At 62.6% G+C, this 14640-nt stretch carries 13 protein-coding genes and 1 pseudogene; 6 read left to right on the top strand and 8 right to left on the bottom strand.

Features of this window, described 5'->3' with window-relative positions; genetic code table 11:
• Positions 1-154 precede the first annotated feature (154 nt).
• Positions 155-1384 carry an IS21 family transposase gene (gene istA, locus DKT77_RS19305; RefSeq protein ID WP_109813282.1) on the top strand — a complete coding sequence of 410 codons (1230 nt, stop codon included), beginning with the start codon at positions 155-157 and terminating at the stop codon, positions 1382-1384.
• Positions 1381-2226 (top strand): IS21-like element helper ATPase IstB, encoded by an 846-nt coding sequence (gene istB / locus DKT77_RS19300; RefSeq protein WP_109813281.1) that lies wholly within the window; start codon positions 1381-1383, stop codon positions 2224-2226. Before istA ends, istB begins: the two co-directional genes overlap by 4 nt.
• A gap of 67 nt (positions 2227-2293) precedes the next feature.
• Here the strand turns inward: istB and tnpC are convergent.
• The 7 genes and pseudogenes from tnpC to DKT77_RS19265 all read right to left on the bottom strand — a co-directional run.
• A pseudogene (gene tnpC / locus DKT77_RS19295) lies at positions 2294-3616 on the bottom strand (IS66 family transposase); the annotation flags it as partial.
• Positions 3617-3683: 67 nt separating this feature from the next.
• A complete protein-coding gene (gene tnpB, locus DKT77_RS19290) occupies positions 3684-4037 on the bottom strand; it encodes an IS66 family insertion sequence element accessory protein TnpB (RefSeq protein WP_109813280.1) in 354 nt (117 codons plus the stop codon).
• The gene (gene tnpA / locus DKT77_RS21405) at positions 4034-4417 is read right to left on the bottom strand and encodes an IS66-like element accessory protein TnpA (protein ID WP_109813279.1); all 384 of its coding nucleotides are present in this window, start codon (positions 4415-4417) and stop codon (positions 4034-4036) included. Before tnpA ends, tnpB begins: the two co-directional genes overlap by 4 nt.
• Positions 4418-4731: 314 nt before the next feature.
• On the bottom strand, positions 4732-7248 hold the full coding sequence (locus DKT77_RS19280) for an Hsp70 family protein (protein WP_109813278.1): 2517 nt from the start codon (positions 7246-7248) through the stop codon (positions 4732-4734).
• 3 nt (positions 7249-7251) lie between these two features.
• Entirely contained in the window at positions 7252-7641 is a 390-nt protein-coding gene (locus tag DKT77_RS19275) for a hypothetical protein (protein WP_238548041.1), read from the bottom strand.
• 66 nt (positions 7642-7707) lie between these two features.
• Entirely contained in the window at positions 7708-9201 is a 1494-nt protein-coding gene (locus tag DKT77_RS19270; protein WP_109813276.1) for a hypothetical protein, read from the bottom strand.
• 392 nt (positions 9202-9593) lie between these two features.
• Positions 9594-10244: a class I SAM-dependent DNA methyltransferase gene (locus DKT77_RS19265; protein ID WP_109813275.1), complete on the bottom strand. Its 651-nt coding sequence runs from the start codon at positions 10242-10244 to the stop codon at positions 9594-9596.
• A 378-nt stretch (positions 10245-10622) separates the two neighbouring features.
• Between DKT77_RS19265 and DKT77_RS19260 the strand changes: the two genes are divergently transcribed.
• A complete protein-coding gene (locus DKT77_RS19260) occupies positions 10623-11030 on the top strand; it encodes a GFA family protein (RefSeq protein ID WP_109813274.1) in 408 nt (135 codons plus the stop codon).
• A gap of 70 nt (positions 11031-11100) precedes the next feature.
• Here the strand turns inward: DKT77_RS19260 and DKT77_RS19255 are convergent, their stop codons facing one another.
• Complete coding sequence (locus DKT77_RS19255) at positions 11101-11322, bottom strand: hypothetical protein (RefSeq protein ID WP_109813273.1); 222 nt, start codon at positions 11320-11322, stop codon at positions 11101-11103.
• 157 nt (positions 11323-11479) lie between these two features.
• Here DKT77_RS19255 and DKT77_RS19250 point away from each other — a divergent pair, with 157 nt between their 5' ends.
• From DKT77_RS19250 to DKT77_RS19240, 3 genes are all read left to right on the top strand, one after another.
• On the top strand, positions 11480-12010 hold the full coding sequence (locus tag DKT77_RS19250) for a hypothetical protein (RefSeq protein WP_146205050.1): 531 nt from the start codon (positions 11480-11482) through the stop codon (positions 12008-12010).
• 85 nt (positions 12011-12095) lie between these two features.
• Positions 12096-12686 carry a hypothetical protein gene (locus tag DKT77_RS19245; protein ID WP_109813271.1) on the top strand — a complete coding sequence of 197 codons (591 nt, stop codon included), beginning with the start codon at positions 12096-12098 and terminating at the stop codon, positions 12684-12686.
• A partial coding sequence (locus tag DKT77_RS19240) for an AAA family ATPase (RefSeq protein ID WP_109813270.1) occupies positions 12683-14640 on the top strand: 1958 nt, incomplete at its 3' end. The genes DKT77_RS19245 and DKT77_RS19240, both read left to right, overlap by 4 nt.

Below are 14640 nucleotides of genomic sequence, written 5' to 3'. Positions count from 1 at the left end.
GTGTAGGTGCCGGATGTAATCTCCCCAAAAGCGGCGTTTGAAATTTCCCCAGTTGGGAGCGTTCAGGGCGATTTTCGAACTTCAAGGATTCGAAAATCGAGCTGGACGCTGGCCGTTAGGCTCGAACCTCGAAGAACAAGAACGAGGCGTCGAGTTGATAGGACTGGGAAACAATGTCGTGATCCACGATTTGAAGAGACAAGGCCTTGGTGTCAGCGCGATAGCGCGCCAGACGGGGCTCGACCGGAAAACTGTCCGGAAATATCTGGCGCGGGGGCTGGAAGCCCCGGCCTACAAACCACGGGTGCCGCGGGCCCGCATCATCGAGCCCTTCGAGGGTTATCTCCGGGAGCGGCTGAGCGCTTTTCCCGAGCTAACGGCGCGCCGCCTGATGCGGGAGATCCGCGACCGCGGTTACGTGGGTGGCTACACGGCGGTGAAGGCATTCGTTCGGGAGGTGCGGCCGGCCAAGCTGGCGCAGTTCGAACGCCGGTTCGAGACGCCACCTGGCAAGCAGGCGCAGATGGATTTCGCCGAGTTTGCCACGGTCTTCACGGACGAGCCCGGCGTCGTGCGCAAGGTCTGGCTGTTCTCGATGGTGCTGGGCCATTCGCGCTGGCTCTGGGGGCGGTTCTGCGCCAGCCAGAACCTCCAGACGGTAATGCGCTGCCATGTTGCCGCCTTCGACGCGATGGGCGGCGCGCCGGAGGAGGTTCTGTATGACCGGATGAAGACGGCCGTGATCGGCGAAAGCACCGATGGCGTCATCACCTACAACCCCTCTCTGGTCTCGCTGCTGAACCACTACGACTGCGCGCCACGCGCCTGCCAGCCCTATCGCGCCAAGACAAAAGGCAAGGTGGAAAGACCGTTCCGCTATATCCGGCAGGACTTCTTCCTTGGCCGGACGTTCCGGAACCTGGACGATCTCAACGCGCAGTTCGACGCCTGGCGCGCCGAGGTCGCGAACCCGCGGGTTCATGCCACGACGGGGCGCGTGATCGATGAAGCCTTCGCCGAGGAGCTTCCCTCGCTGCGACCGCTGCCCGCCAATCCCTACAGCGCGGTGCTGACGATCGAGCGCCGGGTCACCCGCGAGGGCATGGTCTCGGTCGGCGGCAACCTCTATTCCGTTCCGGACACCACGCGCCGCCGCACGCTGGAAGTCCAGCACCACGTGACCGAGCTGCGGATATTCGAGGACGGGGTGCTGATCGCGCGGCATCCCGTGATCGAGGGCAAGAGCCGACGCCGCGTTGATCCGAGCCACAGAAAGGTCCCGCCCGTTCGGCCTCCAAAACCGCCCGCGCCGATCGGTGTTGGGCGCAGACCGCTCGACTTCTACGGTGCTGTCGGCCGTCGCCTTGCGGGCACCGTGTCATGAGCGGGCTCGTGGACAACATCCGCGCCAGCCTTCTGGGCCTGAAGATGCCCCGCGCGATGGAGATGCTCGACCATATGGTGCAGCGTCTGGAAAAGGGTGAGATCGGCGCGATCGAAGCTATCGACGGGCTGCTCTCGGAAGAGTTCAACTGCCGCGAGGATCGCCGTGTCGGCGTGGCGCTGACAACAGCGAGGCTGACACCGCCCAAGACCCTGGAGAGCTTCGACTTCACCTTCCAGCCGTCGCTGGACCGGGATCGCATCATGGCATTGGCGCAGCTCGACTTCATCAAGCGGGCCGAGGTCGTCCACTTCCTCGGGCCACCGGGCACCGGTAAAAGCCATCTTGCGACCGCGCTCGGTGTGGCCGCGGTCAAGAAGGGCAAGAGCGTCTACCGCGCGACCCTGGCCGAACTGGTCGAGGCGATGTCCAAGGCCGAGCGCGAAGGCCGCCTGGTCGACAAGATCCGCTTCTATGCGCGCGCCTCCCTGCTGATCGTCGACGAAATCGGTTACCTGCCCATCACCCAGGGCGGCGCCAACCTGTTCTTCCAGCTCGTCAACGCGCGCTACGAAAAGGGCGCCATGATCCTCACCTCGAACCGAGGCTTCGCGGAATGGGGCGAGGTCTTCGGCGATCCCGTCGTCGCCACCGCGCTTCTGGACCGGCTCCTGCACCACGCTGTCGTCGTCCAGATCGAAGGCGCCAGCTACCGCCTCCGCGCGCACGCTGACCTCATCCCCGAGCACGTCCGCGCAAACGCCCCGATCACACCGCCACCCGCACCGAAGCGGCGCGGCAGGCCCCCCAGAAAGGAGAAGCAGATCGAAACTGCCGGCTGATCACCGAGACCGAAAAGTGGGGAATTTTACTTCGCCACTTTTGGGGATTTTTGAATCGGCATTTACAGATGGGTCGGATGGTGCGCTCTACAGTGTTGTTGTCGATCTCGATCCGGCCATCGGTCAGGAACAGGCAGAGGCCGCGCCAGTATTTTGCGATGTAGGCAAGAGCTTCGCCGAGGGGAGATATCCTGGCGACACGGGCGCGATGCTGGGTGAGCCATGCCTCGAAGTCGCCGATGATCGGCGCTGAACGCGCCTGCCTTGCCGCGAGGCGCGCATCAGGATCGAGGCCGCGGATGTCGGCTTCGATACGATAGAGCGCGCCGATGCGCTTCACGCCATCCTCGGCGATCGGCGCGGGGCCGGTCCGTGTGATCTCCACGAGTTTGCGCCTGGCATGCGCCCAACAGTGGGCGAGGCTGATGTCATGTCCCGGATTGAGAAGGCGATTGTAGCCGGCATACCCGTCCACCTGCAGGATGCCCTTGAAGCCACGCAGGATCTGCTCGGCGTGCTGCCCGCCGCGCCCGGGCGCATAACTGAAGGTTACACCGGGCGGTGCCGCACCGCCCCAGGGGCGGTCGTCCCGCGCCAAGGCCCAGAAGTATCCGGTCTTGGTCTTCCGCCGTCCGGGGTCGAGCATCGGGGCTCGGGTCTCATCCATGAATAGCTTGGTCGAGCGCTTCAGATCCGCGATCAGCACATCGAAGACCGGCCGCAACTCGAAAGCGGCCCGTCCGACCCAGTCGGCCAGTGTGGAGCGATCCAGATCAACGCTCTGACGGCTGTAGATCTGCGCCTGGCGATACAAGGGAAGATGGTCGGCGTATTTGCTGACCAGCACATGCGCGACCGTGGCCTCTGTCGGCAGGCCGCCCGGGATCAGCCGCGCGGGTGCCGGTGCTTGGACAACCCCGTCGGTGCAGGCGCGGCAGGCGTATTTCGGGCGACGGGTGACGATCACGCGGAACTGCGCCGGGATCACATCCAGCCGCTCCGAGGTATCTTCGCCGATGCAGTGCAGGCAGCCCCCGCAAGCACAGACCAGGCTCTCGGGCTCGATCACCGCTTCGATGCGCGGCAGGTGCCTCGGCAGTGATCCGCGGTTGGCGGCACGTCGGCGGGCCGGCTGTTTGCTTGTCGGCGCATCCGCTTCATCCTCGGCATGCACCGCGGCGATCGCCGTCTCGAGGTCCTCGAGCGCCAGTTCGAACTGCTCAGGATCACGCTTCTCGGACTTGTGGCCGAAGGCCGCCTGCCGGAACGCAGCCACCAGCTTTTCCAGGCGCTCGATCCGCTCATCCTTGCGTTGGTTGCGCGCTTCCGCAGCGACCAACAGTGCCTTCAGGGCGGCAATATCGTCAGGAAGATCGGCGGCGTTCAGCATGGCCGCGATCTACCAGATCGGCATCTGGCTACCCGGGCAAACCAGCACCCGAGTCATCCTGCCGCAGTCATTCCACCGCCTCGGGCGCGCGGGCTTCGATGGCGTGGACGCGGCGCCAGTCGAGCCCCGAGAACAGCGCCTCGAACTGGGCGTGGCTCAGCGTCATCAACCCGTCCCGGATCGCGGGCCAGGCGAAGCTGTGTTCCTCCAGCCGCTTGTAGGCCATCACCAGCCCGGTGCCATCCCAGTAGAGCAGCTTCAGCCGGTCCGCCCGCCTGGCGCGGAACACGAAGACCGTTCCGGTGAACGGCTCCTTGCGCAGCTCGTTCTTCACCAGCGCCGCCAACCCGTCGTGCCCCTTCCGGAAGTCCACAGGTTTGGTTGCGACCATGATCCGCACCCGGTTCGAGGGAAAGATCATGCCGTCTGTGCCAGCGCATGGGCAATCGCCGCGATGCGCGCCACCGGAGTCGTCGCTGCCAACCGGATCGTGACTGCGCCCATGGTGATCTCTATGGGGGCACCCGGGCTTGGCTCGCCCTCCGGCAACGGTGTCGTAACCACCATTGCCGCGAACTCCACCTCGTCGTCGGGAGCTGGCAGCACCAACTTGCCCTGCCGGGCCAAGGTCCGCCACCCCGACAGATGGTTTGCCTTGACCCCATGCAGCCTCGCCACCGCAGCAACCGTTGCACCCGGGCGCAAGGTCTCTGCCACGATCCGCGCCTTCACGGCATCAGGCCATTTGCGGTTGCGCCGCCGGCCTCCATCCTCCGTGAGAACCTCAAATGTAGCATCCATGGAGAAACTCCTTCCTGATCCACTCCGAAGGAGCCGATCTCAGATCAGGAGGCTGCGCGGTAGGTGGGGCCAGAACACCGGTTACCACGCTTTCGGCTTTTCGCGAGAGCGGTCGTTCGCTGCGGTCCGTCGAAGGCGTAGGTCGGGCACCTTGCGGACGTCGGAGGCGCCACAGCATGTAGCTCAGCCAACGGCCGCCCCACCGACAAGGACGGCCCAAACCGGACGTTGACCGGCCGTCTGCCACGCTGCGGTGCGGCTCGCCAAAGCAGAGGTTCAGTGTATCCGTGGAATCACGCTTAAATCAGAAAATATTAGGAGCCTAAGATATGAGCGAGCTCTACAACTTCAGTTGCGTCAGCTCCAGTCGAAATCCTATTGCCAAACATCTGCCCAATGATCATCCGCAGCCTATCTACATCGCCTGATTTTGCCGCCTCTACACCTGCTTCAACCAACTGTGCGTGAAGCGCTTCATCGACTGCCAAGTGGTGCTCTTCTGCCAAGCGCCGGAAGATTTCGATCAAGAAATCAGGGCTTTCAGCGAGCACCTTCATGCGAATGCCTTGCATCTCATCAAGTGACCGGCGCGCGGCATCATAGTTCTTTTCCCGAATCGAGCGACGGGTTGTCACCAAAAGCTTGTCGTGCCGCTCAGTATCTACTGGCTGCGCAATGTCTCGCAATTCGTCGAAAGAGGTTTCAGCCTTGGCAACTTCGTCGTCCAGCACTCGCTCTTCGTTCTCAGGTGACATCTTCAGCAACGCCACCTCCTGGCGCAGTTTGCGCGCTTCTTCGGCTACCGAGCGATGCGTGTCTGCATCGACAGAAGTAGAAAGCGCCGCGTGCTGGCGTTCAATCCGTTTTCGAATGTCGCCACTTGGATCGGCATCTTCATCAAGCGTGGTTTCAAGCTCATCTAGATCACTCTCAACACGTGCTAGCATAGTTGTAGCAACCTCCGCCCCACGCTGGCCATCATAGTTGATGCCGCCATCTTCCGATCGGTAAAGGTTGGTGGCATCGATTACACGCCCCAATGAGGGCAATTCGACCGAAAAGCTGAGCGTTCCATTGTCGCTCATTTTCCAATCGATGACAAAATCGTCACCTCGATTGATCCGTTCACCCCGCTCCAATTCGTCGCGACTGTTCAAACGGAAGTTGCCGATATGTAGGTTGTGCTCTGGCGTATCGATGTCATCTGCCATCTCATAGAATTCGACTGCGATGAAGTCGTCTTCGCCTCCGACCAGTGTCTTGCCAGTTCGGAAGGTTTGCTTGCCCTGTGCAGGCAACGCCGTCCCTTTCTTGACAAGAACCTCCAATTTATTCCGCTCATAGCCAACAAAGCCGTGCTGAATCTTGACTGCGAGGGTGTAAGTCATCGGCACACTCGCTGCGCTCGCTTCCGCTCTGGTAATGACAATCTCGCGTGATGCATCCTCAACTGCCTTGCCCTGTTGGTCAAACACGGTCACTTTGAAACGGTTTTCGCCGTTCTTGCGGACATTTACGTTGATGCTGAGTGGCCCATCAATTGGAATTCTACCAGTCGAAGACCCTTCTTCATCAAGGATTTCCACTTCATGCCCAGTTGGCATGTCTAATGCAGGTTTCAGCCGAACCTTGGTCGTTTCGCTAGGGACTCGTGAACTGAAAGCCAGAGCCAAAGAGACGCTGCCAGTGACCGCTTCTCGTTGTTTACCACTCTTCTGCGTAGAGCTTTCACCAGTCCATTCCCGGCTTTCAGCGAAAATTGCAGCGCCGGTGGCAACGGCGGTCATCGGGTCAAGACCGCTTTCCACCTCAATGGCGAGGCCTGCCTCCAACATGTCTCGGATGATAGGCATCTTTGACGGGCCACCGATCGGAACGATTTTTGAGATATCGTCATTCTTGTATCCGTTAGCCGTGATAATCTTTCGGCAAAGAGCTATCGAGTCATCGATCCGATCTTTGATCAAGTTGGTCATCTGCTGTCTCGTCAAATCGATTGAGATATAGATTTCCTCACCGTCCTCATCCGTCGCCCGAACTTCATCTTCTGTCGCAAAAATCGAAGCGGTCGAGGACGCGGAAAGCTGTATTTTCGCCTTTTCGGCAGCATGTCGGCAGACGTCCGCTAAGTGATTGTATTTGTCGTTGCGTTGAAAGTCTGCAGGAAGGTTGAAAGTCTGTGTGAGCCAAGGCCGCACAATGCTGTCGAAAATGGTCCTGTCAAAGTCACGACCGCCAAGCATGTTGATGCCCTCATGGGCGATCACGTTGACGACCCCCGCCGTACTCATGACCAAAGCCAAGTCAAAAGTTCCGCCTCCAAGGTCGTAAACCAAGAAAACGCCATCCTTCTGTTTGCTATGTGCTATCGCCGCCAAGGCAGCTGCAACTGGCTCCTGCAGCAGGCTTACTTTCTCCAGACCGGCCAATCGAGCGGCGGCAATCGTGTCCTCGCTCTGCATTTGGTTGAACGCAGCCGGTGTTGTGATGACCACGCCCTCAACTTCCTGATTGCCAGCCTCGGTCATCGCCTGACCTACCAGCGCTTTGATGATTTCGGCGCTACACTCAACCGGCGTCCACGTTTGCCCAGCAAAGGAGATCGGATTCTTGGTCCCCATCGAGCGCTTGAAGCCTTGGGCGACATTCTGCGGAGCTGAAAGCAAGCGGTCATAGGCCGATTTCCCGATGAACCTGTGCCCGCGCTTGTCCAGATAGATGACACTGGGCAGCACGTCCGTGCCGTCCGATGTCTTGAAAAGACGCGTCGCACCATCGATATGGCCAACGACTGCTGAGTTCGAAGTTCCGAGATCAATACCAAGATACAATTCTTATTCCTTTTCACTCTTTGTCGGCTCAACGAGGACGCGGCCAAGCCTTATTACTTTCATATCCGCCATTACTGTCGGCTCCAGTGTTTTTGATACGATGAGATCAGTTTCATCTGCAAAGTCCCCAGCATTATCAGCCGAAGTCGATAATCCCGCATGGAAAACTTCTGCTTCGAAATCGATGAGTTTGAAACCGAGCTGATCGACAAGCAACGCCAACTGGCGATCTGAGAAGTTCAACTGGCCCTTCAATCGGCGGCTTTCGCTTTCGGGAAGGCGCTCAATAGCCTTCTTGGTTGCTTTCGATAATTTCCAATATTCAACGCACAATTGTGCGACGGTTTCAGGCTTGAACGATGCCTCAACCGAATTTTTCATTCGTTCGGCCATAGCCTTGCCAACTCCCCTATTTTTGCGGCCCGGTTACTGAGCGACATTCGTAGGTAAAACACGGTTTCATCCTCCAAAAATCACCACAAGTAGAATGATCACACCAATCGTGACCCACCAACCAATCTTTTCATTACTCTTTTGATCAATCTTCGACTTCAGTTGAAGCAGCTCTGCTCTGTCTGTCCCTCTGGCATATTTCAGCATATCGTCCACGGTCTTCGACATAGCCGAGATATTGCCTTTGTTCTTTTCAAGCTCACTCATTTTCCAGTTTCGATGCAAAACTGCCCGCTCACCTTCAAGCGTTTCCCTAAGTTCCTTAGGCGGTCGAGCGCCAGCAAATGTCAGAGCCCCGTCAAGCAGTTTGAAAGCGGTCTGTGGGTCATTGCAATCGTTGTTGATGTGCAATGCAAGGTCGCGCAGGATGTTAAAGGCAATGGGGTCATCTCCCCCCTTGGAAACCGTATCCTTGAATATCTTGAGGACAGTGGAAACCGGTGTCGGCAGCTTTGTTTTAGCCGCCTCGCACGCATCAATAAGCGTCTTGTATTCCTCTTGTAGTTTTTGTTGTTCGTCTAAGTTTTCAAGTGCCGCCACATCTCCTTTCAGGACTTCAGCGACGGATTCAAGCTCAGGGAAGGTCCGCAACAAAGCCTCAGAAAGCCTACGTGCTTCAGTAAATTCGCTGCGATTGTTGGCGAGGTCCAAGCAAAGCGATCTCAGCTTTTCGTAGATCCGCTTTGATCGTCCTTCTTCATGGCCTTGATGCTGTTCATAGACCTGAACCGGCTGATTCACGTCATCCCAACGAACCAGAAGGTCAGATGCTCTAGTTACAAGTGCTTCTAGATCGGCGTCGGTATTTTCAGCGTCCGATATGACCTCGTCGATTTCATCGCTTATGCGGGCTAAGTCAGGTTCACTTAACGTATCATAACTGCGAACAAACTGCTCCAAGAACGAACTCGAAGGATGCCTTCTAAGCTCTGCTTCGACAATTCGGTCCATGACTTCACCAGGGCGATCTAGGCTCCAAATCCCCACCGCCGCCGATCTGGCATGCTGTCTTTCGAGCTCCACAAGCGCGTTCCGCATCTGCGGGCGCCCGACACTTGGAAATCCTGCACTCAGACGATTGTCATTGAGGAAAGTGAGGATGTTCTCTTGATCAATCTCGTCCCATGCCGACACCAGTGCATGAAACAGGGTGTCGTTAACGTTTCCCGTGCCTGCGAAATGTGCCAAAATGTTGGCCTTGGCCAGTTCAGGGGCGTGCTTTGATGTTTCAATAAGCGCCTCAAGGTCACCAGAACCGACAAGGCTCAGGATATTGGTCGTTTGAGCTTGGCTCAACTCTGGCAGCCATGAGATTTCTTGTTCTAGTCGAGCATTTGGTGCCAATAGGCTTTGCTGGGCGCGTTGGATTTTTTGAGGCTCGAAAACTTCATCAAACTCAGCATCTTCAACTAATTCGGCGATGTCTGATCTATCGCTGTCGTAGGCTGCTTTCAAAATATGAAACGCGCTCTCAAGTAGGTCGAAACTGCGAGCTATCATAAACAATTTCTCAAGTTAGGTTGGCTGCTGAGAACCTGACACAAACCGACTTCCTCGCCAACCAGAAAGGCGAAATTATTGACTCATCTGGTTGATGTTGAACGTCTGCTTAAGGTTCCATGGGCCAACAGATATGAACCCGCAGCGAAGGCCCGGTTTCCGCCCTTCCTTGCCGAAGGCTCTCGCGTCCGCGGCGCGACCAGAGCAGGCTTGGCGAACTGCAGGAAGGTCCCACGTTTCTGCCATTACGCCCCAGAAATCGCTGCGAGATGCGCAACTGGCGGGTCTCCTGAACGCGCAGTTCAGCGCCCGCGCGGGCGGCGATTGGCAGTTGCCGGACGTCCCGGCCGGTCAGATCTCCACGGCTTCCGAGATGGCGACGGGCCGCGCCGTCAGATCGCTCTACACACGGTATGAATGACCCTGATGTCCTGTCCGAAGTCCTCGTTGCCGGGCAGGTAGTCCTCCGGTTGACCGATCTCGAGCACGGTCCAGTGGCCTTGCGTCGCGAGGGTCTCCACGGTCTTGCCGAAGTCCAGCTCCGCCCATCGGTCCGTGCGCTGGGTGAAGGTCATGACGCCTCCGGGGGCGACGCATCTGCACAGGTCGCGCAGCAGGTCCGCGGCATTCTCGATGTAGGTCAGCACGCCGATGCAGGCAGCCGCCTGCACGGAGTTTTCCGCGACGGGCAACGGAAGCCTCTGGAGATCGTGCTCAACCAGCCGATCGTAAAGACCGAGTGCCCTCGCGCGGCGAAGGCTCTGTGCGGAAATATCGAGGCCGACCATCCCGAAGGCGCCGAAGCGGGCCATGGCCTGCCCGAAGAGACCGGTGCCGCACCCGACATCGAGAACGGCGTCCCTGGCTTCGAGATGAGCGGCGAGCCTTTCGGCCGCGGTGCGGGGCGCCTGGTAGTTCCAGGATTTGAGCGTCTCGTCGTAGCTCGAGGCCCAGTCGTCGTAGTGGCCGGAGACGGCCGCGGCATCGGTCGTGCCGCTCCTGAGGTCGAACGAGTGCGCGCGCTTCGAGGGATCGGATGCCATTCGTGCAGTCCTTCGGTGGTTTCGGATCGTCAAGACAACCATACGCGACGGTCGGCTCCGCGACACCCTCGACGCAGACGGCAAGGTCTTGTGGCCGATGTTTCCGCTTCGCTTCGCCCGGCGTGGCACGCCTTCAATGAGCATACCATCCCGCGCAAGCCGTAGACCGGGTCTTCAGGCAAGCCGCGTCGCGGCGGTGGCCACTGCTGCGATTGTCCGAAAGGGGCTGTCGATGTCACCGGCTGCGCGGGGCGGGGTTTGAGCGCGCCGCGCCGGTTCAAGACGTCCTGGAGCCCAGTTTGATCTTGCACGAGGCCACAGATGGAAGCAGGTCATTTACGAGCGGCGCGGTGATGGCCGCCCCTGGAGAGCGTGCTCATGGACAATCCAACCACGGGACGGTGCTTGTGCGGCGCTGTTACCTTTCGAGTGACCGGCGAATTCGAGAGCTTCTTCCTGTGTCATTGCGGGCGGTGCCGGAAGGACAGCGGTTCGGCCCATTCGGCAAACCTGTTTGCCTCCGCGGCGACGTTGACCTGGATATCTGGCGAGGCGAATATCCGGGAGTTCAGGCTTTCCGGCTCGCGGCATGTGAAGTGCTTTTGCACGGTCTGCGGCTCCGCGTTGCCATTTTCGCAAGCGGCCGACGGCGTGCTTGTCGTTCCGGCAGGATCGCTCGACAGCACGCCAGGCCTGCGGCCGACCGCGCATATCTGCTTTTCCAGCCGGGCGTCCTGGGACGACGACCTCGGCTCTGTCGAAAAGATCGACGGACTGCCCGGGTGATCAGTCGATCTGCCGGGGTGGTCCCTGGTTTCCGGGGCCAGCCGGTGTTTCTCGGGGACGCTCTGCTCCGTCACTCGTCGTCCATGTACCCGACCTCGCGTGCGAGGAACTCTGCCATCACGCGGCGGATGACTTCGGGACGGGAGGGGATTTCCGGGACTATACGGCGGTAGTCGTCTAGCGCGGAAATCATGTCGTCCGGCATCCGGATCGTGACGGGCGACGTGTCGACCGGAGGGCGGCCCATTTTCTTTTTAGGGGCGGCCCTTTGTGCGGGGGCTTTCTTGTCCACGGGGATTTCCTTCGATTTACTTGTTGACTTTATAATAACATGCGTACTATATTGATCCTGTCACCGCAAGGGGACATCCCGAAAGCAATGCGGGCCAGAACGGAGTTCCCGCTCCACCCTGGCCCTGACCACAACCGATCTGTACTGGAGACCGACCATGGCTGACGCCGCACCTACCACGCCGCATGGCGTGACTGAACCCGATTCAATGGCCGCCCCGCAGGGTGCCATTCCCGCCGCCTTCCTGTTCTTTCTCGCGCAGCTTGCGACCTGCCTGCGGGCCGAGCGCGCGCTGGAGGCGGCCGAGATCCACGATGCCGCCGCGCACACCATCCACGTCCTCGAGACCGAGGCGGGCTGGGAGCGCCTGCACGACGCGCTGACCCGGGTCGCGGCGCTGCCTGCGCGCGGGGCGGGCGATCATGCCCTGCAGCGCGTCGCCGCGGTCTTCACCGCGCTCTCGATGCTCGAGGAGCGCAGCGAGGCCTGGGTGATCGCCGACGTCTTCGGCGCCGCAAGCGCCGCCTTCGAGCTTCCGGGCGACACCCCCGCGCGCCGCCAGATCAACCGCATGGTGCGGCTGGGCTTCCGCCTGCTGGACGAGATGGTCGCGCTGCCGGTCTTCGGCGGCACCCCCGACCTGTCCGTCCCGTCACACCGGCCCGAGGCGCTCGCGCCCGCCTGCTGACGGCTGCCGTCCCGGCGCATTGCGATCCTTTCCGCGCGGCCCCTCTGGTCGCGCGCCGATCCCCCACATCCAGACGGAGGCCCCCATGGCCGTACAACTTCCGCTTGCCGGGCTTGCGCCCGCGCATCCCGCCCCCGCCGTGTCCGACGACGCCTGTGACACGTCCCTCTGGGACTACCCCGACTGCCCGACCGAAATCCTCAACCGCCACGCCAAGCGGATTGGCACGTCGGGCGAGCAACTCTTCGACAGCTTCATGACCCGCTTCGGCCTGCAGGCCCATGCGCTTTCAGAAGCACACAGCGCCGACCGCCTGCTGATCGTCGGCAATGTCGGGCTGTACGTGCAGATCAAGACGACAACCCATCCCCATGGCGGCATCTACCGCTTCTCCGCCTCCAGGGGCTACAACCGTTCGCCCGGTGGCGTGCGGGCCTACGAGGCAGGCGAGTTCGACCTGCTGGCACTGGCGGTGCTGCCCGAGAACGTGATGGCCTTCACGACCTCGCGGCGGATGTCCCAGGCCATTGCGGCCACGGCGATCCCGGCGCTGCGGGCCCGGCCCCGCGACACGCTGGAGGAGGCGCTGCGCGCACTCGGCGTGCCGATCCCCGGCGAGGTCACGGGCGCGGGCCCGCACGCCCCGGTGCCGACCGGCGCGGAGGGCTGCGCATGACCGGACGGGACACGCTGGACACGCACCCCCGCCCGGACATCCCACTTGGCGCCGATCTCGCGCGGCGGATCGCGCGGGCGCTGCGCGGGGCGGCCGCCCCAACGGCCGACAGCGCGGGCGATCTTCCGCCCGCACTGGACATCGACGACGTGCTCGACGAGGTCCTCGCGGCCGCGTCGCATGCCGGGCCGGACCCGGACGCGGCGGATGCCGAGATCCCGGCGCTGCTCGACGCGCTGCGCATCGGGCGCCTCTTTCACGCCCCCGCCGACCTCGCGGGGCTGGCGGAGCGCGCCAGCCATACCGCGCTGAGCGTGCCCCCGGGCGAGGACGCGGCCAGCATCGCCGACAGCCTGCACCGCATCCTGCCGGTCCTCGACAGCATCACCGGCGGCGCCTTCGGCCTGTCCCATGTCGAGGTCGTGGAGGGCGGCCGCCCCGACGCGCGCGCGTCCTGGAGCCGCGCCCGCGAGGGCGCCGATGACAGGCGGGCCGCGCTGATGGCCCGGTCCCTCGCCAGGGGCCGCGCGGTGATCGCCGTGCTGCCGCCGGGCGCCGATCCCGGCCCGCTTGCCGCCGCCACCTGCCGCGCGCGGCTGGTGCTGCCGCCCGTCTCGGCCGGGATCGTGACCGACCTCATCGCGCTGGTCTTCCCCGGCGCGGACGGCGCGGCGCCCCCGCCGGACCTGCCCGCCGACGCGGATCTCGCCCGGCTCGACCCCGCACTGATCTCCGCCGCGATGACGGCCGAGACCGCGGAGGAGACCGCGCAGCGCCTGCACCGCTACACGCATCGCCTGCGCCAGGACCGCCAAGCCCGCCAGACCCAGCTGTCGGACATGGCGCTCGCCCCGCAGGTCCGCGCGCCGCTGGAGCGGATGGTCCGCGACGTCGCCCGCTGGCAGGCAGGCGGGCTCGACTGGGCCGCACTCCCCCGCTCCGCGCTCCTCTGGGGTCCGCCCGGCACCGGCAAGACCATGCTGGCCGGGGCGCTCGCGGGCACCATGGGCGTGCCGCTGATCGCCACCTCCTACACCGCCTGCCAGGCGGCGGGGCACCTGGGCGACTACCTCGCCGCCATGCACGGCGCCGTGGACGCGGCGATCGCCCGGGCGCCGTCGGTGTTCTTCCTCGACGAGTTCGACAGTTTCGGGCGGCGGAGCACGGGCGATCATGGCGGCCACTATACCCGGCAAGTGGTGAACGACATGTTGCAGCAGCTGACCCGCCTGCACGACGCGCCGGGCGTCGTCGTGCTGGCCGCGACCAACGCGCCGGAGCTTGTCGACCCCGCGCTGCGCCGCGCCGGGCGGTTCGACCTGACGCTCGAGATCGGCCCGCCCGACCTCGCCGGGCTGCGCGCGATCCTGGCGGCCCATCTCGGCGCGGCGGCCCCGGACGCGAAAGCGCTGATCGAGGCGGCGCGCGCGCTTCTCGGCCAGACCGGCGCCACGGCCGCGGCGGTCGCGCGTGAGGCGCTGGGGCTGGCCCGCGACGACACCGCGCCGATCGGCCCTGCACATCTCGCCGCCGCCACCGCGCGCCACGCGCCCGCACTCCCGCCCGGGGACCTCTGGCGCATGGCGGTCCACGAGGCGGGCCATATCCTGCTGGCCGCCGCCCGCGTCCTGCCGATGCCCAAGCGCGTCACCATCGGCGCCACTGGCGGGGCGGCGGAGCTGCCGATGCCGCGCTTCCTGACGGCCGAGGCGACGCTCGACTGGACGGCGATGCTGCTCGGCGGCCGCGCGGCCGAACACGTGCTGCTCGGCGCGGCCTCTTCGGCGGCGGGCGCCGGAGAGGGCAGCGATCTCGACCGCGCAACCGACCTGCTGGTCCGGATGGAGCTGGAATGGGGCCTCGGCGATTGCGGCCTGCTGCACGCCCCGGTCCCGCCGGACCGCCGCGCCTGGCTGCCGGACGCCCTGCGCCACAAGGTCAGCGTGCTCCTGCA

This window comes from Meridianimarinicoccus roseus, from assembly GCF_003172915.1.
In the GTDB taxonomy this organism is placed as follows: Bacteria; Pseudomonadota; Alphaproteobacteria; order Rhodobacterales; family Rhodobacteraceae; genus Meridianimarinicoccus; species Meridianimarinicoccus roseus.
This window is presented reverse-complemented; position numbering and strand designations above follow the sequence as displayed.

Excerpts from the sequence above, each read along its gene's own strand:
- DKT77_RS19265 (WP_109813275.1), bottom strand. The coding sequence starts at position 10,244 with ATGGCATCCGATCCCTCGAAGCGCGCGCACTCGTTCGACCTCAGGAGC.
- DKT77_RS19250 (WP_146205050.1), top strand. The coding sequence starts at position 11,480 with ATGGCTGACGCCGCACCTACCACGCCGCATGGCGTGACTGAACCCGAT.
- DKT77_RS19275 (WP_238548041.1), bottom strand. The coding sequence starts at position 7,641 with ATGGCCGAACGAATGAAAAATTCGGTTGAGGCATCGTTCAAGCCTGAA.
- DKT77_RS19245 (WP_109813271.1), top strand. The coding sequence starts at position 12,096 with ATGGCCGTACAACTTCCGCTTGCCGGGCTTGCGCCCGCGCATCCCGCC.
- tnpA (WP_109813279.1), bottom strand. The coding sequence starts at position 4,417 with ATGGATGCTACATTTGAGGTTCTCACGGAGGATGGAGGCCGGCGGCGC.
- tnpB (WP_109813280.1), bottom strand. The coding sequence starts at position 4,037 with ATGATCTTTCCCTCGAACCGGGTGCGGATCATGGTCGCAACCAAACCT.
- DKT77_RS19270 (WP_109813276.1), bottom strand. The coding sequence starts at position 9,201 with ATGATAGCTCGCAGTTTCGACCTACTTGAGAGCGCGTTTCATATTTTG.
- DKT77_RS19260 (WP_109813274.1), top strand. The coding sequence starts at position 10,623 with ATGGACAATCCAACCACGGGACGGTGCTTGTGCGGCGCTGTTACCTTT.
- istB (WP_109813281.1), top strand. The coding sequence starts at position 1,381 with ATGAGCGGGCTCGTGGACAACATCCGCGCCAGCCTTCTGGGCCTGAAG.